General features: G+C 68.3%; 24 protein-coding genes. 15 read left to right on the top strand and 9 right to left on the bottom strand.

Translation table 11 applies throughout. The features are described from left to right. Nucleotides 1-48: 48 nt before the first annotated feature. The 5 genes from thrS to FQU85_RS07165 all read left to right on the top strand — a co-directional run bounded on the left by thrS (nucleotide 49) and on the right by FQU85_RS07165 (nucleotide 6,226). On the top strand, nucleotides 49-1,974 hold the full coding sequence (gene thrS / locus FQU85_RS07185; RefSeq protein WP_145846275.1) for a threonine--tRNA ligase: 1,926 nt from the start codon (nucleotides 49-51) through the stop codon (nucleotides 1,972-1,974). Between the two features lie 15 nt (nucleotides 1,975-1,989). Beyond that, on the top strand, nucleotides 1,990-2,469 hold the full coding sequence (locus tag FQU85_RS07180; protein WP_145846272.1) for an HPP family protein: 480 nt from the start codon (nucleotides 1,990-1,992) through the stop codon (nucleotides 2,467-2,469). A gap of 25 nt (nucleotides 2,470-2,494) precedes the next feature. Then, the gene (locus FQU85_RS07175) at nucleotides 2,495-3,697 is read left to right on the top strand and encodes an MFS transporter (RefSeq protein WP_145846267.1); all 1,203 of its coding nucleotides are present in this window, start codon (nucleotides 2,495-2,497) and stop codon (nucleotides 3,695-3,697) included. 92 nt (nucleotides 3,698-3,789) lie between these two features. After that, entirely contained in the window at nucleotides 3,790-4,878 is a 1,089-nt protein-coding gene (locus FQU85_RS07170) for a hypothetical protein (RefSeq protein ID WP_145846265.1), read from the top strand. A gap of 43 nt (nucleotides 4,879-4,921) precedes the next feature. Continuing rightward, nucleotides 4,922-6,226: a hypothetical protein gene (locus FQU85_RS07165; RefSeq protein WP_145846262.1), complete on the top strand. Its 1,305-nt coding sequence runs from the start codon at nucleotides 4,922-4,924 to the stop codon at nucleotides 6,224-6,226. Here FQU85_RS07165 and FQU85_RS07160 read toward each other — a convergent pair. Further along, nucleotides 6,121-6,912, bottom strand: coding sequence for a PspA/IM30 family protein (locus FQU85_RS07160; protein WP_145846260.1), 792 nt, complete (start codon nucleotides 6,910-6,912; stop codon nucleotides 6,121-6,123). The genes FQU85_RS07165 and FQU85_RS07160 overlap by 106 nt on opposite strands. Nucleotides 6,913-6,992: 80 nt before the next feature. Between FQU85_RS07160 and FQU85_RS07155 the strand changes: the two genes are divergently transcribed. The 6 genes from FQU85_RS07155 (at nucleotide 6,993) to FQU85_RS07130 (ending at nucleotide 11,947) form a co-directional block, all read left to right on the top strand. Then, nucleotides 6,993-7,595 (top strand): dienelactone hydrolase family protein, encoded by a 603-nt coding sequence (locus tag FQU85_RS07155; protein ID WP_145846257.1) that lies wholly within the window; start codon nucleotides 6,993-6,995, stop codon nucleotides 7,593-7,595. A gap of 59 nt (nucleotides 7,596-7,654) precedes the next feature. Then, entirely contained in the window at nucleotides 7,655-8,629 is a 975-nt protein-coding gene (locus FQU85_RS07150) for a hypothetical protein (protein WP_145846255.1), read from the top strand. Nucleotides 8,630-8,695: 66 nt separating this feature from the next. Continuing rightward, nucleotides 8,696-10,324 carry a CTP synthase gene (locus FQU85_RS07145; RefSeq protein WP_145846251.1) on the top strand — a complete coding sequence of 543 codons (1,629 nt, stop codon included), beginning with the start codon at nucleotides 8,696-8,698 and terminating at the stop codon, nucleotides 10,322-10,324. Continuing rightward, nucleotides 10,324-11,241 carry a glutamine-hydrolyzing GMP synthase gene (gene guaA, locus FQU85_RS07140; protein ID WP_145846248.1) on the top strand — a complete coding sequence of 306 codons (918 nt, stop codon included), beginning with the start codon at nucleotides 10,324-10,326 and terminating at the stop codon, nucleotides 11,239-11,241. The genes FQU85_RS07145 and guaA overlap by 1 nt, the downstream gene beginning before the upstream one ends. A gap of 46 nt (nucleotides 11,242-11,287) precedes the next feature. After that, nucleotides 11,288-11,611 carry a CTP synthetase gene (locus FQU85_RS07135; protein WP_145846242.1) on the top strand — a complete coding sequence of 108 codons (324 nt, stop codon included), beginning with the start codon at nucleotides 11,288-11,290 and terminating at the stop codon, nucleotides 11,609-11,611. Nucleotides 11,612-11,635: 24 nt separating this feature from the next. Continuing rightward, nucleotides 11,636-11,947, top strand: a complete 312-nt coding sequence (locus FQU85_RS07130; protein WP_145846237.1) for a cupin domain-containing protein — start codon at nucleotides 11,636-11,638, stop codon at nucleotides 11,945-11,947. On the opposite strand, the gene FQU85_RS07125 is transcribed toward FQU85_RS07130, so the two are convergent. The 3 genes from FQU85_RS07125 to FQU85_RS07115 are packed head-to-tail and all read right to left on the bottom strand — an operon-like array spanning nucleotide 11,944 to nucleotide 13,567. Then, nucleotides 11,944-12,150: a hypothetical protein gene (locus FQU85_RS07125; protein WP_145846232.1), complete on the bottom strand. Its 207-nt coding sequence runs from the start codon at nucleotides 12,148-12,150 to the stop codon at nucleotides 11,944-11,946. The two genes, FQU85_RS07130 and FQU85_RS07125, sit on opposite strands and share 4 nt — an antisense overlap. Nucleotides 12,151-12,173: 23 nt before the next feature. After that, nucleotides 12,174-12,932, bottom strand: coding sequence for a 5-formyltetrahydrofolate cyclo-ligase (locus FQU85_RS07120; protein ID WP_145846228.1), 759 nt, complete (start codon nucleotides 12,930-12,932; stop codon nucleotides 12,174-12,176). After that, the gene (locus FQU85_RS07115) at nucleotides 12,929-13,567 is read right to left on the bottom strand and encodes a molybdenum cofactor biosynthesis protein B (RefSeq protein WP_145846225.1); all 639 of its coding nucleotides are present in this window, start codon (nucleotides 13,565-13,567) and stop codon (nucleotides 12,929-12,931) included. The genes FQU85_RS07120 and FQU85_RS07115 overlap by 4 nt, the downstream gene beginning before the upstream one ends. A 72-nt stretch (nucleotides 13,568-13,639) precedes the next feature. Between FQU85_RS07115 and FQU85_RS07110 the strand changes: the two genes are divergently transcribed. Then, nucleotides 13,640-14,680, top strand: a complete 1,041-nt coding sequence (locus tag FQU85_RS07110; RefSeq protein WP_145846223.1) for a zinc-binding dehydrogenase — start codon at nucleotides 13,640-13,642, stop codon at nucleotides 14,678-14,680. Continuing rightward, nucleotides 14,680-14,910, top strand: a complete 231-nt coding sequence (locus FQU85_RS07105) for a hypothetical protein (RefSeq protein WP_145846221.1) — start codon at nucleotides 14,680-14,682, stop codon at nucleotides 14,908-14,910. The genes FQU85_RS07110 and FQU85_RS07105 overlap by 1 nt, the downstream gene beginning before the upstream one ends. A 6-nt stretch (nucleotides 14,911-14,916) precedes the next feature. Here the strand turns inward: FQU85_RS07105 and FQU85_RS07100 are convergent, their stop codons facing one another. Genes FQU85_RS07100 through FQU85_RS07085 form a run of 4 tightly spaced genes read right to left on the bottom strand, consistent with a single transcriptional unit; the run spans nucleotide 14,917 to nucleotide 17,113 of the window. Beyond that, nucleotides 14,917-15,609 (bottom strand): SDR family NAD(P)-dependent oxidoreductase, encoded by a 693-nt coding sequence (locus FQU85_RS07100; RefSeq protein WP_145846217.1) that lies wholly within the window; start codon nucleotides 15,607-15,609, stop codon nucleotides 14,917-14,919. Nucleotides 15,610-15,636: 27 nt separating this feature from the next. Beyond that, nucleotides 15,637-16,050: a desampylase gene (locus FQU85_RS07095; protein ID WP_145846213.1), complete on the bottom strand. Its 414-nt coding sequence runs from the start codon at nucleotides 16,048-16,050 to the stop codon at nucleotides 15,637-15,639. A gap of 29 nt (nucleotides 16,051-16,079) precedes the next feature. Then, nucleotides 16,080-16,658, bottom strand: coding sequence for an isopentenyl-diphosphate Delta-isomerase (idi, locus tag FQU85_RS07090; RefSeq protein WP_145846210.1), 579 nt, complete (start codon nucleotides 16,656-16,658; stop codon nucleotides 16,080-16,082). A 41-nt stretch (nucleotides 16,659-16,699) separates the two neighbouring features. Further along, nucleotides 16,700-17,113: an Lrp/AsnC family transcriptional regulator gene (locus tag FQU85_RS07085; RefSeq protein ID WP_145846208.1), complete on the bottom strand. Its 414-nt coding sequence runs from the start codon at nucleotides 17,111-17,113 to the stop codon at nucleotides 16,700-16,702. Between the two features lie 97 nt (nucleotides 17,114-17,210). Between FQU85_RS07085 and carA the strand changes: the two genes are divergently transcribed. Together carA and FQU85_RS07075 are read left to right on the top strand one after the other, a co-directional pair. After that, nucleotides 17,211-18,269 (top strand): glutamine-hydrolyzing carbamoyl-phosphate synthase small subunit, encoded by a 1,059-nt coding sequence (gene carA, locus FQU85_RS07080; RefSeq protein ID WP_145846206.1) that lies wholly within the window; start codon nucleotides 17,211-17,213, stop codon nucleotides 18,267-18,269. A gap of 36 nt (nucleotides 18,270-18,305) precedes the next feature. Continuing rightward, nucleotides 18,306-18,581: a hypothetical protein gene (locus FQU85_RS07075; protein ID WP_145846204.1), complete on the top strand. Its 276-nt coding sequence runs from the start codon at nucleotides 18,306-18,308 to the stop codon at nucleotides 18,579-18,581. 36 nt (nucleotides 18,582-18,617) lie between these two features. Here FQU85_RS07075 and carB read toward each other — a convergent pair whose 3' ends face one another. Beyond that, complete coding sequence (gene carB / locus FQU85_RS07070; protein ID WP_145846202.1) at nucleotides 18,618-21,863, bottom strand: carbamoyl-phosphate synthase large subunit; 3,246 nt, start codon at nucleotides 21,861-21,863, stop codon at nucleotides 18,618-18,620. Nucleotides 21,864-21,889 lie beyond the last annotated feature (26 nt).

The raw sequence follows: 21,889 nt of genomic DNA, 5'->3' as shown, positions 1-21,889 counted from the left end.
CGCTTGCTCTCAACACACTTATTGCGGCGACAGCGGTTATCTCGGAGCATGAGCACCATCACCGTCACGCTCCCCGACGGCTCGGAACTCGACGCCGAGTCCGGGGAGACGGTCGAGGACGTCGCGTATCGAATCGGCGAAGGCCTCGGCCGCGACACCGTCGCCGGCGTCGTGGACGGCGACCTCGTCGCGAAGGAGGAACCACTTTACGAGGACTGCCGCATCGAGATCGTCACCGACTCCTCGGAGGAGTATCTCGACGTGCTCCGGCACTCCGCCGCCCACGTGTTCGCGCAGGCCCTCCAGCGCCTCCACCCCGAGGCGAAACTCACCATCGGCCCCTCCACCGACGAGGGGTTCTACTACGACGTGGCGAACGTCGACCTGGAGGAGTCCGACCTGGACGATATCGAAGCGGAGATGGCGGACATCGTCGAGGCCGACTACCCCATCGAGCGCGTCGAAGTCCCCCGCGAGGAGGCGTTCGAGTTCTTCGAGGACAACGCGTTCAAGCAGGAGATTCTGGAGACGGAGGCCGACGGTGAAGACCCCGTCTCGTTCTACGAGCAGGGCGACTGGCGCGACCTCTGTCAGGGCCCGCACGTCGACTCGACGGGCGAGATCGGCGGCTTCGAACTCCTCTCCGTCTCCGCGGCGTACTGGCGGGGCGACGAGGACAGGGAGACGCTGACGCGCGTCCACGGCACCGCGTTCCCCAGCGAGTCCGAACTGGAGGACTTCCTGGAGATGCGCGAGGAGGCGAAGGAGCGCGACCACCGGAAGATCGGCCGGGAGATGGATCTCTTTTCGGTGCCCGAGCACAGCCCGGGTTGTCCGCACTACCACCCGAACGGGATGGCGATCCGCCGCCAGCTGGAGGACTACGTGCGGGAGAAGAACGACGACCTCGGGTTCGACGAGGTTCGGACGCCGGAGTTGAACAAGGCGGAGCTCTGGAAGCCGACCGGGCACTACGAGACGTTCACGGAGAACGGCGAGATGTTCGCGTGGGAGCAAGACGACACCGAGTACGGCCTGAAGCCGATGAACTGCGCGAACCACGCCCACATCTACTCGGAGTCCACGCACTCCTACCGCGACCTCCCCGTGCGGTTTTCGGAGTTCGGGAACGTCTACCGGAACGAGCAGTCGGGCGAGCTCTCCGGCCTCCTGCGGGTGCGCGGGATGACGCAGGACGACGGGCACGCGTTCGTCCGCCCCGACCAGATTGAGGGCGAGATCCTCGACATCCTCCAGGCGATCGAGGAGATCTACGGCCACTTCGGGCTCGAAGTCCTCTACAAACTGGAGACCCGGGGCGAGGACGCGATGGGGTCGGCGGACATCTGGGAGCAGGCGACGGACGCGCTCGTCGACGCCCTCCGCGAGGAGGATCTCGACTACGACGTCGAGGAGGGCGAAGCGGCGTTCTACGGCCCGAAAATCGGCATCAACGCGCGGGACGCGCTCGGCCGGGAGTGGACCATCGGGACGGTGCAGGTGGACTTCAACATCCCCCGCAACCTCGACCTCACCTACATCGGCGAGGACAACGAGGAACACCATCCCGTGATGATTCACCGCGCGCTCCTCGGGAGCTTCGAGCGCTTCATGGGCGTGCTCATCGAGCACTTCAAGGGCCAGTTCCCGCTCTGGCTCGCGCCCGAGCAGGTGCGCGTCCTCCCGGTCACGGACGACAACATCCCGTACGCCCGCGAGGTCGCGAGCGACCTCGGCGACTTCCGCGTCGAAGTCGAAGACCGCTCGTGGACGGTCGGGCGGAAGATCCAGCAGGCGCACGACGACAACGTCCCCTACATGCTCGTCGTCGGCGGAAACGAGGAGGACGCGGGGACGGTGAGCGTTCGGGATCGACAGGAGCGCGAGCGGGGCGGCGTGGCGCTCTCGTCGTTCCGCGAGCACCTTGAACTCGAGGAAGAACAGAAACGGCGCGCCGTGACGTTCCTCGCATAGCGGCCGCAGTCGACCGTGCTTCGAACGCTAGTAACGGGCGTGCACGCGGCCGGATTGTTCTGCGTCCTCGGCGTACTGGCGTGGCTGTCGGGCGAGCCGTTCGTGTTCCCGAGTCTCGGGCCGACCGCGTTCGTGCTGGCGTTCGGCGGCGTCGAGGGCGCGCGACGGCGCGTCGTCGGCGGGCACGCGATCGGCGCGGTGGCGGGATTCCTCGCGTACACGCTGCTCGCCGGGCACGCGGTTCTCACCGCGGGGTTCGCGCCCGCGACCGTGGAGGGCGCGCGCCTCGCGGCGAGCGGGACGCTCTCGGTCGCGCTCACGGCGTGGGGGATGCTCGCGCTGGACGCCGTCCACCCGCCCGCGTGCGCGACGACGCTCATCGTCTCACTCGGCCTCCTCGCGACCCCCTTCGAGGTCGCCATCATCGTCGCGAGCGTCGGCGTCCTGCTCGGCGCGCACGAACTCGCGAACGTCTACCGGAAACCCGAGACTTAACCCCGTTCTCCGTGTTCTCCCGTCCGTGAACCGGAACGACCGGGCCATCGTCGGCGTCGCGATGCTCGCGCACGCCCTGGTCCACACCTACGAACTCTCCATCCCCATCCTCGTCACCATCTGGCTCACCGAGTTCTCCACGACGACGGCGGAACTCGGGCTCGTGGTGACGGTCGGGATGGGCTTGTTCGGGTTGGGCGCGCTCCCCGCGGGCGTGCTCGCCGACCACGTCGGGTCGAAACCGCTCATCGCCGCGTGCGTCGCGGGGATGGGCGCGTCCTTCCTCGCGCTGAGCGTGGCACCGTCGGTGCTCGTCATCGCGCTCGCGCTCGTTTGCTGGGGCGTCGCGGCGAGCGTCTACCACCCCGCCGGCCTCTCCCTCATCAGCACGGGCGTCACCGAGCGCGGCCGCGGCCTCGCCTTCCACGGCATCGCCGGGAACGTCGGCATCGCCGCCGGCCCGCTCGCGACCACCCTCCTCCTCCTGGCGTTCGACTGGCGAACCGTCGTCGTCCTCCTCGGCGTCCCCGCCATCCTCGCCGCCGGTCTCGTCCTCCTCGTCTCCGTCGACGAGTCCGCGCACGAGGCGGGCGGGAAGGCGAGCGGCCCGCCCTCGTCGTGGAGCACGTTCCTCGACACCTCGAAGACGCTGTTCGCGGGCGCGTTCGTCCTCGTGTTCGGCATCGTGATGATGAGCGGGCTCTACTACCGCGGCGTCCTCACGTTCCTCCCGGAACTGCTCTCCGACCTCGACTTCGTCCGGGCGTTCGCCGCCGAGTCGGGGATCGACGACCCCGCGCGCTACGTCTACTCCGGCCTCCTGGCGGTGGGCGTGCTCGGGCAGTACGCGGGCGGCCGGCTCACGGACAGGATGCCGCCCGAGCGCGGCATCGCCATCGCGTTCGGCGTGCTCGCCGTGCTCGCCGTCGCGTTCATGCCGCTCGCCGGCATCGGCGCGATACCGCTGCTCGCGGTGAGCGCGGTACTCGGGTTCTTCCTGTTCGTCGTCCAGCCGATGTACCAGGCGCTCGTCGCGGAGTACTCGCCGCCCGAGACCCGCGGCATCTCGTACGGCTTCACGTACCTCGGCGTGTTCGGCGTCGGCGCGCTCGGCGCGGCAGTCGCGGGCGGCCTGCTCGCGTACGCCACGCCGTTCGCGTTGTTCCTCGCGCTCGCCGCGTTCGCCGCAATCGCCAGCGTGCTCGGAATCCGACTCACAGCGAGCTAGCCGTCCGTCCCGCGCTCGCCACGTCCGACGCGGTCGGCGGATACACCGGGAGAACCACTATCTCTTTGCCCGGAGGGGCTGTAGCTAGCTCCATGGCACCGGACGATGAGAGCCGGCCGAGCGACACCATGCGCGAGCGGGTGCCGGAGAGCAGTCGGAAGTTCTGGCTTCTCCTGAACGCGAACCGCTCGCTCGTCGCGCTCGGCATCGTCGGCGTCGTGTTCCTCGCGCTGGCCCTCATCGGCCAGTTCCACCCCATCGGAACCCCGGCGCTGTTCGCCCAGTCCGACCCCCTAGAGACGCTGTTTCAGGGCTTACTCGGCTCCATCATCACGGGCGTCACGCTCGTGCTCACGCTGAGCCAGCTCGTGCTCTCACAGGAACAGGGACCCGTGGGCGACCAGCGCGAACGCATGGAGGGCGCAATGTCGTTCAGGAGGGACGTCGAGGACGTCATCGAGGAACCGGTGAGTCCCGCACAGCCATCCGCGTTCCTCCGGTCGCTCGTGAAGCTCACGAAACGCCGCGCTCAAGCCGTCGAGGACGCCATCGCGGAGATAGACAACGAGAGCTTGAACGAGCAGGTGGAGGCGTTCGTCGAGAACGTCGAGGGGAACGCCGACACCGTCCGCAGCAACCTCGAAGGCTCCCAGTTCGGCGAGTTCGACGTCGTGTTCTCCGCGTTGAACTACAACTACTCGTGGAAGCTCTACGCCGCCCGTCGCATCCAGGCGGAGAACGCGGACGCCCTCACCGAGGACGCGGACGCGGCGTTCGACGAACTCATCGACGCGCTCGAACTGTTCGGACCCGCGCGCGAGCACTTCAAGACGCTCTACTTCCAGTGGGAGCTCATCAACCTCTCCCGAATGATGCTTTACGCGTCCATTCCAGCGCTCGTAACGGGTGTTGCGGGCATCCTCTACCTCGAACCCGCCGTGTTCCCGGGGACGGTCTTCGGCATCCGCACCCTCGTGCTCGTCGTGAGCGCCGCCGTCGCCGTCGCACTCCTGCCGTTCGCGTTCCTGCTCTCCTACATCCTCCGCATCGCCACCGTCACCAAACGCACGCTCTCCATCGGCCCGTTCATCCTCCGCGAGACCGATCGGTCACGGAACCTCGACTGGGGCGAGCGAGAGGCGAAAAGCGGCGACCAGGCGGGCGTCTCCGACGACTCCTGACGGCCCACGGTGGCCTTATGGGGGTCGCCCGAGAGCATCCCGTATGCGAATGCGGGTTCTCGCCGTCACCGCGCTCCTCGTGCTCGCCGGCTGTACCGCTCCGACGACGGACACGACGGGCACGCCGACGGCGGACGGCGATACATCGCCTCCGACGGAGACCACGACTGACGCCGCCCCGGACGGCCCGCTCGCGTACGACGGCGCGACGCTCCCCTACGACGGGCCGCGCGTCCTCGACCGCGTCGAACGCCGCCGCGGCCTGAACGCCACCGGCCCGATACACGTCCGCGAGGCGACGATACCGCCGACCGGCGAGCGCGACGTTCCAGACAGGCTGTTCGGCATCGAACCGATGGGCGCGGTCGCGCTCGGCCTCAAGACGAACGCAACCGTCGCGTCGGGGAGCGTGCTCGGCGTGACGTACGCTGGCCCCCGGATCGTCCTGCGCGAGAACGTCGCCCGCTACCCGCAAGAGCTGGTGTTTGCGCACGAACTCACGCACGCACTCCAGTACCAGTACGGCTTCACCGCCGTTCGGATAGCCACGTCGGGGTTGCTCGACACCGACCGCGCGCTCGCCGTGCGCGGCGTCGTCGAGGGCGACGCACAGGTCACTGCGCTCCGCTATCGGAACCGCTACCTCTCGAACGCGCCGCGCCCGGTGATAGACCTCGGAGCCGTGACGCGTGAGCGCTGGCAGGTCGCGCTCTCGACCGCCTACTACCACTACGGCTACGAGTACGTGCGCACGACGACGGACACCCCTGCGGGACGGAACGCCGTCCTCCGCGCGCCCCCGAACACGACGCGCGCGCTCCTCCATCCCGGCGTGAACGACACGAAACCGGCGCTCGCAGACCCACCGCGCACGAGTGGTCTGACCCCGGTTCGGTACGACACCGTGGGCGAACTCGGGATTCGGCTCGCGTTACGCGCGAACGGCCGTGCGAAATCCGCGGCGGCGCGCGCGGCGTTCGGCTGGCGGAACGACCGCATGACGTACTACGCCGACGCGGACGCCGTGCACTGGCGGACGGCGTGGCAGAACGAGAGCGAAGCGGCGGCGTTCGCGGCCGCGTGGCGCGGACTGCTGGACGCACGGAACGCCACTGAACGAGGCGGACTGCTCGCCGTGCCCGCGACGGACACGACGCCGCGGTTCTACACCGCCATCCACACGACGGACGACCGGGTGACGGTGGTCTCGGGGACGAACGAGTCGGCGGTTCGATCGCTCGCTCAGGAGTCCTCTTCGCGCAGCGATTCGAGTTCCTCCTCCACTTCGTCCTCGGAGACCTCCGATTCCGCGTCCTTCTCGGCGTCCGTGACAGCGCGCTCGCCCTGAACCTCCTCGCGCAGCGTCGCCAGTTCGGCGTCCACCTCGTTCTCGCTGCGCTCCGCGCGGAGTTCGGTCGTTATCTCGTCCTCGCCCGTCGTCGCTTCGAGCGCGCCCCGTTCCTCGAGTTCGTCGAGTGCGGCCGCGCGCGCCTCCATCTCCTCGGTTCGCTCGGTCGCGCGCTCGACCGCCCGGTTCACCTCACCCATCTCCCCGCCGACGCCCGTCAACGCCTCGTTCACCCGGCTCTGAGCCTCTGCGGCGTCGTGGCGCGCTTTCATCGTCTCCTTCTTCGTCCGGAACTCCTCGATGCGTTGTTCGAGTTGCTCCTTTTTCTCCTCTACGTCCGCCTGCGTGCGCTCCAGTTGTGCTATCTGCTCGTCCAGTTCCTTCATCTGCTGGACCTTCGCCTGCTTCTTCTCCAGCGCGCGGCGCGCCAGATCCTCGCGGTCCTGGCGCATCGCCTCCTCCGCCTGCTTCGCGTGTTTCTCCACGTTCTCGTTCAGCCGCGAGCGCTGGGCTTCGAGGCGTTTCTTCTGCGCGGTGAGGTCTGCGAGGCTTTCCCTGATGTTCTGCCGTTCGTCCTGCATTCGCTCGTAGGAGTAGTCGAGCGCCTCCTGCGGGTTCTCCGTCCGCCCGACGAGCGCGTTCAGTTTCGACCGGATGGCGTACGAGAGTCGCGAGAGCAGTCCCATACCCGCCGGTTCGTCCTCCATGCTTAAAATTCTCGCCGGCGAACACTACCGCTAAACCCCGTGAAGCCGTGAGTGCGCGTATGGGAGAGACAGTACTCGTTCCGGGCGTACGCCGGGTCGAAGCGACGCTCGACGGGTCGCGCTCCGCGGACGCGTGCGTGGTCGCGTGCCCGCCGCACCCACAGCACCGCGGCCACCGCGGCGACGGACGCCTCACCGCCGTCAGCGACTACCTGGCCGAGCGCGACATCGCGTGCCTCCGGTTCGACTACGGGCCGTGGGACGAGGGGCGGGGCGAGCGCGAGGACGCCCGGAACGCCCTCCGCTGGGCCGCCGACGCGTACGACGATGTGGGCGTGTTCGGGTTCAGTTTCGGCGGCGCGATAGCCGCGCTCGCCGCCGCGACCCCCGAAATCGGCGTCCGAGCCGTGAGCCTGCTCGCGCCGACGGCGGAACTCGAATCCGGGTTGAACGCGGCGGACGCGCTCGACGACATCAAGTGTCCGACGCAGGTCGTGTACGGCGCTCGCGACACCACGGCGGACTGGCGGCCCGTCGTCGACCGCGCCCGCGAGAACGGAATGGCGGTGGTGGAACTGTCCGCCGACCACTTCTTCGTCGGGAAGACCGACCGGGTCGCCGACGCGGTCGGCGAATTCCTCGTGGACGCGCTCTCGGCGTGACCTGCTGGGGTCGCGTCGGCCCGAACCACTAACCCGGGTGCGCTCCCAACCGCCGAGTGATGGTATCGCTGGAAGCGCGCGCGACGGAGTGGCTGGTGTACCAGGGGAACCGGCTGACGGTGACGACAATCGCGGTCATCCTGCTGTTCGTGCTGTTCGGGCCGGTTGGCCACCTGGTAATGGGGGGTCTCGGGCAGACCCTCTCTCGACACCGGACGGTCGTGCCGCTCGTGACGACGCTGTTGAGCGGGAACTTCCTCCTCGTCTCCATCGTCGTCTCCGTGAACAGCCTGTTCGTCTCGGGCGAGCAGAACCCGCTCGGCGAGCAGTTCGGCCGCATCCACTCCGTCTCCCAGTTCCGCCACCGCCTGGAGGAGGTGACGGAGTTCGACCACGTGCCCGGCCAGCCCGCCGCGTTCCTCCGCGTGCTCACGGGCGACATCGTGGAGCGCGCGCAGTACCTCGAAGAGCGCATTCCCGCGACCGACCTCGAATTCCGGGAGGACTTCGACGCCTACCTCGACGACCTCGGCCGCGCGACCGCAGACCTGAACGCGAAGGTCGACGAGGCCGCGGGGCCGCTCGACGTGGTGCTGGCGACGCTCGCGTACGACTACGAGCGGCAGGTGAACGACCTCCAGCGGCTGCGCTCGGAGGGAGACGGCGACCTCCCCGAGTCCGTCGAGGAGACCATCGACGACATGCTCGACCTCCTCCAGTACCTCGCGACCACCCGGGAGTACTTCAAGACGCTCTACTTCCGGCGGGAGTTCGCGAACCTCTCGCGCGACCTCTTCCTCGTCGCGTTCCCCGCCATCGTCGTGATGTCGTTCGTCCTCCTGCACATCGACCAGCTCCCGCAGTCGCACTGGCTGGTCGTCGGCGTGCACGTCGCGTCGCTCGCGCCCATCGTCCTGCTCGGCACGTACATCGCGCGCGTCGTCGCCATCGCGAAGCGCACGGAGTCCGCCGGTCAGTTCGTCATCTACGACCGCTCCGACACACTCCAGGGAATCCCGCGCGACGCCGAGTAGGCTGTCAACACGCCCCATTCGCGCGGTCTCCGAAACGGTTTAGACCGACGATTGCGGACAGACAGTATGCCGACGGAGACCGGATACGACCCATCACTGGGCGACAAATTCGTGTTCGTTACCGGGGGCGTGATGTCCGGCCTGGGGAAGGGCATCACGGCCGCGAGTCTCGGACGACTTCTCTCGAACGCCGGTTTCGACGTGACCGCCGTCAAGGTAGACCCCTACCTGAACGTCGACGCCGGGACGATGAACCCGTACCAACACGGCGAGGTGTACGTGCTCAAGGACGGCGGCGAGGTCGACCTCGACCTGGGGAACTACGAGCGCTTCCTCGACGCCGACATGACCTCCGACCACAACGTCACCACGGGGAAGGTGTACCAGGAGGTCATCGAGCGCGAGCGCGCCGGTGACTACCTCGGGAAGACCGTGCAGGTGATTCCGCACGTGACCGACGACATCAAGCGCCGCATCCGCGAGGCCGCGGCGGGGAGCGACGTGTGCCTCGTCGAGATCGGCGGCACCGTCGGGGACATCGAGGGGATGCCGTACCTCGAAGCGCTCCGGCAGTTCAGTCACGAGCAGGACGACGAGGACATCCTGTTCGCGCACGTTACGCTCGTCCCGGACTCGAAGAACGGCGAGCAGAAGACGAAGCCGACCCAGCACTCCGTGAAGGAACTGCGGAGTATCGGCCTGCAGCCCGACATTCTCGTCGGGCGAAACCCCGAGCGACTGGAGGAGAGCGTGAAGGAGAAGATCGCGCTGTTCTGCGACGTGCCGACCGACGCCGTGTTCTCGAACCCGGACGTAGAAGACATCTACCACGTCCCCCTGGTGCTCGAAGAGGAAGGGCTCGACGAGTACGTGATGAGCGAGCTCGCCATCGACGGCGACGCGCTCCCCGCGGGCGAGCGCTCGACGGAGTGGCGCGACCTCGTCACCCGGGACACCGAGGGCGACGTGGACATCGCGCTCGTCGGGAAGTACGCGCTCGAGGACGCCTACATCTCGATTCACGAGTCCCTCAAGCACGCCGGCCTGCACGAGCGCGTGGACGTGAACGTGAAGTGGGTGGACTCGGAGAAGATGAACGACGACCACCGCGAACGCCTCGAATCCGCGGACGGCGTCGTCGTCCCCGGCGGGTTCGGGAGTCGCGGAATCGAAGGGAAACTCGAAGCCGTTCGGTACGCCCGCGAGAACGGCGTCCCCTTCCTCGGGCTCTGCCTGGGCTTCCAGCTCGCGGTCGTGGAGTACGCGCGGAACGTCCTCGGACTGGCGGGCGCGCACTCCGCCGAAATCGAGGAGGACACGCCGTATCCGGTCATCGACCTGCTGCCCGAGCAGTACGACATGGAAGACCTCGGCGGGACGATGCGGCTCGGCGCGCACGAGACCAAGATCGAACCGGGAACGCTCGCACACGAGGTGTACGGCGACACGAGCTGCACGGAACGCCACCGCCACCGCTACGAGGTGAACCCGGAGTACATCGACGACCTCACGAGCGACGGCTTGACGTTCAGCGGGCACGCGGGTAACCGCATGGAGATCGTCGAACTCGACTCGCACCCGTACTTCCTCGGGACGCAGTTCCACCCCGAGTTCCGGAGCCGCCCCGGCCGCGCGAGCCCGCCGTTCGTCGGCCTACTGCAGGCGGTGCTCGCGGAGACGGAGGTGACCGCCTGATGGTGGACGTAGACGAGTTCATCGAGGACGCGAAAACCGAAATCGCGGAGGAGCTCGGCGACAGCACGGCCATCATCGCGCTCTCCGGCGGCGTGGACTCCTCGACGGCGGCGGCGCTCGCGTACGAGGCCGTCGGCGAGCAGCTCGTGCCCGTGTACGTGGACACCGGATTGATGCGGAAGGGCGAGACGGAGGAGATCGAGGAGGTGTTCGGGTACATGGACAGCCTCCGCGTCGTCGACGCCGCAGACCGCTTCCTCGGCGCGCTGGAGGGCGTGACAGACCCCGAGGAGAAGCGGAAGGTCATCGGCGAGCAGTTCATCCGGGAGTTCGAGACCGTCGCGCGGGAGACCGACGCGGACTACCTCGTGCAGGGCACCATCTACCCGGATCGCATCGAGAGCGAGGGGAACATCAAGAGCCACCACAACGTCGGCGGCCTTCCCGACGCCGTGGACTTCGAGGGCATCGTCGAACCGCTGCGCGACCTCTACAAGGACGAGGTGCGCTCCGTCGCGCGCGAACTCGGCCTCGAGGAGGTCATCAGCGAACGGATGCCGTTCCCCGGCCCCGGACTCGCCGTGCGCGTCGTCGGCGAGGTCACGCGGGAGAAGGTGCGGGTCGCCCGCGAGGCGACGCACATCGTCGAGGACGAACTGGAGGAGTACGAGCCCTGGCAGGCGTTCGCGGCCGTGCTCGGGAAAGCGACCGGCGTGAAGGGCGACAATCGCGTGCACGGTCACGTGGTCGCCGTTCGGTCCGTCGAAAGCCGTGACGGGATGACCGCGCGCGCCCAGGAGCTCGACTGGGAGACGCTCCAGCGCCTCCAGAGCCGCATCACGGGAACGGTCGAGGACGTGAGTCGCGTCGTGTACGACGTGACGCACAAGCCGCCCGCGACCATCGAGTACGAGTAAGGGAACGCTCGTCAGATTCTTATCCGCCGGCCGCCCACCGAGTAGTATGAATGCAATTCTCGTCGGCCCCGACCGCGGACTCGGTGACGCCCTCGGCGCGCAGGGCGTCTCGGTCGAACGCATCGGCCTCGGGAGCGCCGCGGAACTGGAGGACGCGGGCGTCGCGGACGCGGACGTGTTAGTGCTGACGGACGTGGGTGAATCGACCGCGGTGTCGGTCGCGCTCGAACTGAACGACCGCCTGAAGACCGTGGTGTACTCGCCCGACACGATTCCGGAGTTCGTCCGCGGACAGCTCGACCTCGCGCTCGACACCGAGCTCCTCGACCCCGACCTGGTTGCGGAGGAGCTCGCGGGCGTCGAAGCCTAAGTAGCTCCGCTCCCACGCGCCGGTATGGACGTACACGACCTCGACTTCGCGCCCGAAGCGGGCGAGGTAGCGACCAGTGAACTGTACTACTCCGAGGACGTGCTCGTGAAGGCGTTCGCGCTCGGTCCGGGCGGCGAACTCAGCCCGCACGACCATCCCGGACAGACGAACGCGTTCCACGTCGTCGAGGGAACGGTCGTCGTCGTGCAGGGCGACGAGGAGCGAGCGGTGGACGCGCCCGGTGTCGTCGTCCACGAACCCGGCGTCCCGCACGGCGCGCGAAACGAGAGCGGCGAAATCGCGGTGTTCACGGCGACGATGGCGCCGATGGACTAGATTCTGACCGCCGTCGGGCGGTCGTCTCCGGGTTCGTCGACGGCTGCAGCGTACGGGCTGACGTGCTCCCAGCAGACGAACTTCCGCACCCGATCGGGTTCGTAGAGGAAGAAGTCGGCGTCGCTCGAACACATCGCGCAGGCTGGCGTCGTCTCGCGCTCCTCCAGGAGTCCGGCGAGCACGGACTCGGCCTCCCGCGGCATACCCCGACGTTCGCCGGCTTCGGTTATAAACGCTCGTCCGGCTGTAGGCGCTCCAGCACCGGTATCTCCGCGATTCGCTCCTCGCTCAGCGCGTCCCAGTCCACGCCCGCGGGGCGTTCGTGCGGCGTCTCCGTCGCAATCGTTCGTTCGGGCGTCACCACAAAATCCAGCGGCACGTCGTGGTCGTCCGGCGTCGCGTCCTCGACTACCTGGCGTTCGTGCACCGTCGTCGCGACCGTCGTGCCCGCGGTTTCACCGCTCGCCGTTCGGTGGCTCCCAGCGGCCGCCACCAGCCCGAGGTCGTGGAGTATCGCGTATTCGAGGTCGCTGTACCCCTCGCCCTTCCCGATTCGCGCGCCGCCCTCGGTGACGGCGACGCTCCCGGACACGACGAGGTCGATTTCCGGGACGGCCGCCGGCCCGACCTGGGTGGCGTACGCCTCCACATTCGAGAGCGCGGGCGCGCGGTCGTAGTTCTCGGGGTCGATAGTGCCGGGGTCGAGTTCGAGGAAGCACTCCTTGTCCCTGAGCCGTGGAACGGCCATGTAGACGGTTTTGCCGTCGCGGAGCGCGCTCCGCCGCACGGGAAGCTGGGGCGCGTCCGGGTTCGCCTTCACCACGGCCGCCGACTGCCAGGCGTCCGTGTCGGCGAGGCGGTCGGCTGCGGTCTCCGCGCCCGCGAAGTTCGGGATGCGGCCGTGCGGCGGGAACGGGAAACGCGCGACGCCGTCCTCGTCGAGTGCGTCCCAGACGCGTTCGCGAATCGCCTGTTTGTCGGTCACTCCTCGTCCGCCTCGTCCGCGCGCTGGGAGAGCCCGGCGAGGTGGGGGGCCTCGGGGACGATGATGTCTTGCGCGCCGAGCGTCGCGGCGTTCTCGCTCCCGGGGAGGCAGAAGACCGGGACGCCGTCCGCGATGCCGGCGAGCGCGCGCGTGCCGACGACGCGCGTGCCGATGTCGTCGAAGGAGAGCCGGCGGAACAGTTCGCCGAATCCGGGAAGGCGTTTTTCCAGGAGCGGGCGCACCGCCTCGACGGTCCGGTCGTCCGGCGTGACGCCCGTCCCGCCCGTCGTGACGACCGCGTCCACGTCGTCCCGGCCGACGAGGCGGTTCACGACCGCCTGCACGCGGTCGTAGTCGTCTCGTACCAGTTCGCGGGTGACGACCTCGTGGCCCTCGCTCTCGAACGCCGTCTCGATGGCGTCCCCGCTCGGGTCGTCGTCCAGACTCCGCGACGACGACACCGTTACCACGCCGACGCCGAGCGCGTCGATATCAGCGTCGTGGTGGTGGCTGTGGTCGTGCTCGTGGCTGTGGTCGTGCTCGCGCCCCTCGTGTTCGTGGCTCTCGTCGCCCTGCTCGCCCTCGGCGTCCGCCGGTTCCGAGTCGTCGGTGTCGCGGGACTGGAAGTCGACCATACGCACCCTGGGAGCGGCGGCGGGATAATACGTGCCATAGAGTTTTGAGGCGAGGACGTGAAGTCTCGACGCATGAAGGCAGTTCAGTTTGCGGAGCACGGCGGCAGGGACGTCATCGAGTACGGCGAGTTCCCGGATCCCGAGGCGGGGCGGGGCGAGGTCGTGGTGGACGTGAAGGCGGGCGCGCTGAACCACCTCGACATCTGGACGCGCAAGGGGCTGCCGGGAGTCGACCTCGACATGCCGCACATTCCGGGGAGCGACTGCGCGGGCGTCGTCGCCGAGGTCGGCGAGGACGTGACGCGCTTCTCCGAGGGCGACCGCGTCGCGCTGCTCTCGGGCGTGAGCTGCGGGGAGTGCGAGTTCTGTCGGGACGGCGAGCACTCGCTGTGTTCCTCGTTCCACATCATCGGCGAGCACGTCCGCGGCGTCCACTCCGAGCAGACGGTAGTTCCGGAGGAGAACCTCGTTCCCGTCCCCGAGCACGTGGACTGGGAGACGGCGGCGGCCGCGCCGCTCGTGTTCCAGACGGCGTGGCGGATGCTGCTCACGCGCGGCGAAGTCAGTCCGGGCGAGAAAGTGCTCGTGCTCGGCGCGAGCGGCGGCGTCGGGCACGCGGCCGTGCAGGTCGCGAAGCACGCGGGCGCGGAGGTGTACGCCACCGCGTCCAGCCAGGAGAAACTCGATTACGCCGAGGAGATCGGTGCGGACTACACGATCGACTACGAAGCGAACGACTTCGCGAGCCGGATCCGAGAGCTGACGGGGAAGCGCGGCGTCGACGTGGTGGTGGATCACGTCGGGGCGGCGACGTGGCAGGACAGCCTGAAGTCGCTCGCGAAGGGCGGCCGGGTCGTCACGTGCGGCGCGACGACCGGCGGGCGGCCGGAGACTGACATCAACCGCATCTTCTGGAACCAGCTCAAGGTCATCGGATCGACGATGGCGACCCTCGGAGAGGCCGACGACGCCCTCCAGCACGTCTGGGACGGGACGTTCGAGCCGCGCATCCGCGAGGTGCTGCCGATAAGCGAGACGGCGCGCGCGCACGAACTGCTGGAGAATCGCGAAGGCTTTGGGAAGGTGGTGGTAAAACCCGATAGCGAATACTGATGGCGCACGAACCACAGGAGGCACAGGCCGAACGACCGCTCACGGATCGACAGTCCTGGGCGATCATCGCGGTGCTCGTCGTCTCCATGCTCGTCATACCGGGACTGATACTGCTCGGCGGGACGCTCAGCCCGCTCGGACTGCCCTGGATGGACACGCTCGTCGCGCTCCCGATGGTGCCCGCGGTGCTGTTCGCGCTGGTGGGCGTCTGGACTGCGGTGCGGCGCTAACGCGGCCTACCAGTCGATGCGTTCTTTGTCCCGCCAGAACGCACCGGACGGCCCGTCGGGTTCGAGCGACGCGAGCCACACCGGCGTCTCCGCGCCCGTCTCGACGGAGCGGTCGGCGTCCTCGCCGCCCATGTCGGTCTGGACGTAGCCGGGGCAGACGGAGTTCGCGAGCAGGCCGTTCTCGTTGTACTCGCCGTGCAGGTAGGCCGTGAGGCCGTTCAGTCCCGTCTTGGAGATCCGGTAGGCGGGGCTGGAGCCGTCCATGTCGGTGAGCGCGCCCATGCCGGAGGAGACGTTGACGACGCGCCCGCCCTCGTTCTGGATGAGGAGCGGGACGGCGTGCTTGCAGAGCACCATCGGCCCGCGGAGGTTCACCGCGAGCGTGCGGTCGATTTCCGTGGTTGGCTCCGCGACGATGTCGTTCCCGAACTCGCCGACGCCCGCGTTGTTCACGAGGATGTCGAGGCGGCCGACTTCGGAGTAGATGCCGTCCACAGCGGCCTCGATGTCGCCCTCCTGCGTCACGTCGAGGAGGACGCGTTCGGTGTCTTCCGGAGTGTCGTTCTGCGAACTCCGGGAGCCGGCGTAGACGGTCGCGCCCCTCTCCGCGAGCGTGCGGGCGATTTCCGCGCCGAGCCCGCGGTTCGCGCCGGTGACGAGCGCGACCTGTCCCGAGAGGTCGTCGTACGTATCGACCATACTGGAGGAGGGAGGGGCGGACACTACTCAGTTTTGGACTGTGACGGCCTCGCGCTCGAAGTCGTCGCCCGTCCACATCCACGCGCCGACGAACGGCGGGCGGCCGGCGAGCGACACGAGGAGGTACCGATAGCCGGGCCACGCGGCCGTCTCGCGGTCGCGGTCGCTCATCGCGGCGGGGCCCGCGGGATGCGAGTGGTAGAACCCGACGACTTCGCGGTCGTGGTCGGCGGCGGTCTCGAACACCCGGAGCTGTTCGGTGGGGTCTATCTCGTACGCGACGTTGGGGGCGTCGGCGACGTTCCGGACGCGGTGCGCGACCGTCGCGGTCGCCGCGTCGCCGTCGGTGGTGCCGACGAGGATGCCGCAGGCCTCGCGGGGGACGTCCTCGCGGGCGTGCGCGAGCACGTCGTCGTAGACGCCGCCGGCGAGGGCGAGCATACCCCACGTAGGGGCGCGGGTGGAAAAGCTTACTCGAAGTCGCGGCGCATCGCGATTTCGAACCAGGGGCAGAGGTCAAGCTGGCGGTACTGCCGGGGGTTCTCGTGGAGGTCGTCGTAGTCCGCCCAGAGGACGCCGCCGACCTCGTCGGGGTCTGGGTCGATGCTGGTGTCGGTGAGGGTTGCCTGGAGGACGGCGCAGACCTCCCACTCGACGCCGTCGTTCATGTAGTAGCGCTTGTACTCGAATCGGTCTGTTACTTCGAGGTCGTCGTACTGGTCGGGTGAAATCCCGAGCTCCTCGTCGAGGCGTTCCCGGGTGGCTTCCGTCTGGCTCTGGCCGTCCACGGGATGGCTGGCGACGGTGCCGTCCCAGCAGGTGTCCCAGAGGCGTTTGCGGGCCGCGCGCTGCGCGAGGAGAACGCGGCCGTCCTCGTCGAAGAGCATGCAGGTGAAGGCGCGGTGGCGGATGCCGTCGCCGGTGTGGGCGTCGAGGCGGTTCGTGAGGCCGGTGCGTTCGTCGTCGGGCGTGACGGTGACGACGTCCTGTTCTGCGTTCTCGACTTCTTCGGGCGTGCGTACGTCAGCTCCCGTCGGTGTGTCGTTCATACACGTGGGAGGGGGAGGGACGGGAATAGAACTTCGGATGTTCAGCCGAGTTTCTCGTCGAGAATCAGTCGCGTCTTCGTCTCTACGACCTCGTCCTGTTCGCGGGCTTTCGTGATGAGTTCGTTCACGCGCGTGGTGTCCGCGGCGTCGACGACGAGGACGATGTCGAGTTCGCCCGAGACCTGCCAGACGAAGTCGACTTCGTCCCACTCGGTCATGCGGTCGCCGACGGAGTGCGTGTCCACGTCCACTGCGACGGACACCTCTATCATCGCCTTGACGTTTCCGGTGCGGGTGGAGACGGTGAACCGTTCGATGATGCCGTCGTCGCGGAGCCGATCGACGCGGTTTCTGACCGTCCCCTCGCTCACGTCGAGCGTGCTCGCTATCTCCGTGTATGGCGTGCGGGCGTCCCGTCGGAGGATGTCGAGTATCTTCCGGTCGAGGTCGTCCATACGCGTGGAACCACCCCCGAACCCAATAGCGTTACGAATTTCGTAACTCAATTACGAAGGTAAGGACTAAGTGCGGGTAGTACGTTTGAATCTCGTAATGCCGGACGCATACCTCGCGCTCGAAACGGGGGACGTCGTCGAAGCCCGCGCCCGCTCACCGGGCCGCGCACAGGGTGAACTCGTGTTCACCACCGCGTACACGGGCTACGAGGAGTCCCTGACCGACCCCTCCTACGAGGAACAGGTTCTCACGTTCGCCTACCCGCTCATCGGGAACTACGGCGTCCGCGCGGAGCGATTCGAGTCCGACCGCGTCCACCCGAGTGCCGTCGTCGCGCGCGAGCTCACCGACGACGTGGCCGACTGGCTCACCGAGGAAAGCGTGCCCGCCGTCGACCACGTCGACACCCGCGACCTCGTTCTCGACATCCGCGAGGGCGGCGCGATGAAGGTCGGTATCGCCGCCGGCCCCGACGCCAGCCCCGCGGCCGCGAAGGAGGAACTCGCCGACTGCCCCGGGATGTCCGACATCACCGACATCGGCGCGCAGGTCAGCGTCACCGAACCCGAACACCACCAGGGGAGCGGGGCGTCCGTCGCGCTGGTCGACTGCGGCGCGAAGGGCTCGATCGTGGACTCGCTCACCGCGCGGAACGCCGAAGTCCACGTCCTCCCCTACGATACCACGCCCGCGGCAGTCCGCGACATCGACCCCGACGTCGTGTTCGTCTCGAACGGCCCCGGCGACCCGGAGAACTTCGAGGCCGCCGAACACCTCGTCGACACGCTCGTCGGCGAGTACCCCTTCGCGGGTATCTGCCTCGGCCAGCAGGTCGTCGCGAACGCGCTCGGCGGCAGCACGGAGAAGATGGCGTTCGGCCACCGCGGCGTGAACCAGCCCGTGCGCGACCTCCGGACGGACAAGGTCGTGATGACCACGCAGAACCACGGCTACACCGTCGCCGAACCCGGCGACCTCGACGTGACTCAGGTGAACGTGAACGACGACACCCCGGAGGGCCTCGAATCCGACGAGCTCGACGTCATCACGCGCCAGTACCACCCCGAAGCCCACCCCGGCCCCCACGACTCCCTCGGCTTCTTCGACGACGTGCTCGACCTTGCGGAGTCCCGCGCGCCCGTCAGCGCCGACTGACCAAGCCTTCTTTTCCCGCGGTTCCGTATCGGATGTATGGGTTCGACACCCGTCGGTTCCGGAAACGCGCTCACGTACACGGAGGTTCACGCCGCCATCGTCGGCGTCACCGTCGGGGCGGTCGCCGCGTACGCCGAACAACACGGGTTCCCGGGAGTCGGTACCGCGCTCGCCGCCCTGTTCGTGGGGCTGGCGCTCGGCGTCGACATCGGCGGCCGGACGGCCGCGGGCGCGCGCACGCTCCGCCGCGAACCCTGGTACGGTCTCGGCGCGTTCGTGCTCGCCGGAGCCGCCACGCTCGCGATAGCCTGACCAGCGATCAACGAGGAGAACGGGAACCGCGGCGTGTCAGTTCGCGCCCCAGTCGGTGTGAGTGATGGGGCGGTCGCTGACGGGGAGGACGTCGAGGTCGTCGTCGCGGTGCGCGAGCGCCTCCACGGCTGCCGCGGCGGACGCGACCGTGGAGAAGTAGGGGACGTCCTCGCGGACGGCGGTGCGGAGGTCGTCGGGGTCGTCCGTGACGAGCAGGTCGATCTCGCCCGTGCGGAGCCCCTCGGTCACGTCCTCGAACGCGGCGACCTCGTAGTACTCCCCGAACCCGTCGACGTCGAGGTCGACCACGGCCGTCGCGCCGGGGTCGGGGAGCCCGTTCCCGGCAGCGGACTGCGCTTTCTCGTAGGCCTTCCCGAACGTCCGGGCCGTCCCCATCACCTCGCCCGTGGACTTCATCTCGGGGCCGAGCCGGGGGTCGCTGCCTTCGAGGCGGTCGAAGGGGAGCACGACCTCCTTCACGCTGTACTGCTCGGGCACGCCCTCCGCGACGCCGAGATCGTCGAGGGACTGCCCGGCCATCACCTTCGCCGCGAGTTTCGCGATGGGGACGCCAGTCGCCTTCGAGACGAACGGGACGGTGCGCGAGGAGCGCGGGTTCGCCTCCAGGACGTACACCTCGCCGTGCTGTACCGCTAGTTGGACGTTCAGGAGGCCGACGGTGTCGAGGGCGTCCGCGATGTCCTCGGTGACTTCGCGGACGCGGGCGAGCGTGTCGTCGTCGAGGCTGCGCGGCGGAATCACGCAGGAGGAGTCGCCGGAGTGGACGCCGGCCTCCTCGACGTGCTCCATCACGCCGCCGATGAGCACGTCCTCGCCGTCCGAGACGGCGTCCACGTCGAGTTCGATGGCGTCCGCGAGGAACTCGTCCACGAGAATCGGTTTCTCGGGGCTGACGCGGACGGCCTCCTCGATGTACGTCTCGAGTTCGTCGTCGCCGTAGACGACCTCCATCGCGCGCCCGCCGAGGACGTACGAGGGGCGGACGAGCACCGGATAGCCGATGTCGTGCGCCAGGTCGAGCGCTTCCGCCTTCGACGTGGCGCTCCCGCCGGTCGGCTGGCTGATCCCGTACTCGTCCATCAGCGCGTTGAACCGGTCGCGGTCCTCGGCGAGATCCATCGCGTCCACGCTCGTTCCGACGATGTCGGCGTCCAGTCCGCGGCGGTCGATTTCGTCCTGGAGGGGGTCGGCGATGTTGACGGAGGTCTGGCCGCCGAACTGCACCATCACGCCGTCCGCGTTCGTCGCCTCCACCACGTCCGCGACCTCCTCGGCGGTGATGGGTTCGAAGAACAATCCGTCGCTCGTGTCGTAGTCCGTGGAGACGGTTTCGGGGTTGTTGTTCACGACGTGCGCGTCGATGCCCTCCTCGCGGAGCGCGCGCACCGCGTGCACGGAGCAGTAGTCGAACTCTACTCCCTGCCCGATGCGGATTGGGCCGCCGCCCACGACGACGACGCTGCGCTCGTCCTCGTCCACGACGAGTTCGCCCGCGGCCGCGTCGCCCTCGAACGGCCCGCTGAACCACTCGGGCTTGCGCGACGAGTAGTAGTACGGCGTCTGCGCGGCGAACTCGCCCGCGCACGTGTCCACCTGCTTGTAGGTGCGGCCGGGCACGTCCCCTTCGATGCTGTCGATGCTCGCGCCCGCGCCGTCCGTCACGGCGTCCTCGTCGGCGGCGGGGAGCCAGGACTCGTTCGCGTCCGCGAACTCGCCGCCCGCGAGCGCCGCTATCTCGTGGTTGGTGAAGCCCGCGGTCGCGGCGCTCGTGAAGTCGCCGTTCTGCGCGTCCGCGGCGGCGTCCGCGACGTTCGCGTACCGCTCCACGTACCACTCCGCGATGTCCGTCAGTTCGACGACCTCCGAGACCGTGTAGCCGCGGTCGAACGCCTCGAACATCGCGTACGGCCGGTCGGGCGTCGGGCGCTCCAGGTAGTCGACTTCGAGTTCGTCGTCCGACACCTCCGGCCAGTCCACGGCGGGGTCGTACTCGCTGCTGCGGAGGGCTTTCAGGAGGCTCTCCTCGAACGTCCGACCGATGGACATCGCCTCGCCCGTACTCTTCATCGCGGTGCCGAGTTCGAAGTCCACTTCGGGGAACTTGTCCTTGGGCCACCGCGGCACCTTCGTCACCACGTAGTCGATCGCGGGTTCGAACGCGGCCGTGGTCTGGCCCGTAATCTCGTTCGAGATCTCGTGGAGGCGCTTGCCGAGCGCGACCTTCGCGGTGACGCGCGCAATCGGATAGCCGGTCGCCTTCGACGCGAGCGCCGACGAGCGGGAGACGCGCGGATTGACTTCCACCACGCGGTACTCGCCGCCGGGCGTGCCGTCGTCGTGCCACGCGAACTGGATGTTACAGCCGCCCTCGATGCCGAGGTCGCGGATGACCTCCAGGGCGGCGTCCCGCATCTCCTGGTGGCCCTCGTCCGGGATGACCTGACTGGGCGTCACCACGGTGCTCTCGCCCGTGTGGATGCCCATCGGGTCGATGTTCTCCATGTTGCAGATGATGATGCAGGAGTCGCCGGCGTCCCGCATCACCTCGTACTCGAGTTCCACCCAGCCCGAGATGGACTCCGTGATGAGGACTTCGGAGTTCCGGGAGAGCCGGAGGCCGCTGCGCACGCGCTGCTTGAGCTCCGCCAGCTCGTGGACGACGCCGGACCCGCTCCCGCCGAGCGTGTACGTCGTGCGGGAGATGACGGGGAGGCCGCCGACCTGCTCGACGGCGTCCTCGACGCGGTCGGCGATGTCGTCCTCGCTCAGCGCCTGGAGGGACTCGCCCTCGTCGAGGCTGATAGTCGTGGACTTCGGGACGGGCTGATCGAGGTCGTGCATGCGCTGGCGGAAGAGGTCGCGGTCTTCGGTCGCGTAGATGGTGTCGAGCGGCGTGCCCATGACGTCCACGTCGTACTCGTCGAGCACGCCTTCCTCCGCGAGTTCCGCCGTGACGTTCAAGCCCGTCTGCCCGCCCAGACCGGCGATGACGCCGTCTGGGTTCTCCTTCGCGATGACCTCCGCGATGGCGTCCGTGGTGATGGGTTCGATGTAGACGGCGTCCGCCATCTCGGGGTCGGTCATGATGGTGGCGGGGTTGGAGTTCACGAGGACGACTCGGGCGCCCTCCTCCTGGAGCGCGCGGCACGCCTGCGCGCCGGAGTAGTCGAACTCAGCCGCCTGTCCGATCTGTATCGGGCCGCTCCCGATGAGGAGCACGGTCCGGTCGTCACTCATACTACCCAAGTCCAGTTCGGTCATCGTAATAAGTCCGACGAAAAACTACG

Origin of the sequence: Salarchaeum sp. JOR-1 (assembly GCF_007833275.1) — an archaeon.
Lineage (GTDB): Archaea > Halobacteriota > Halobacteria > Halobacteriales > Halobacteriaceae > Salarchaeum.
Note: the sequence above shows the minus strand (reverse complement) of the source record. Positions and strands in the feature narration are given on the sequence as shown.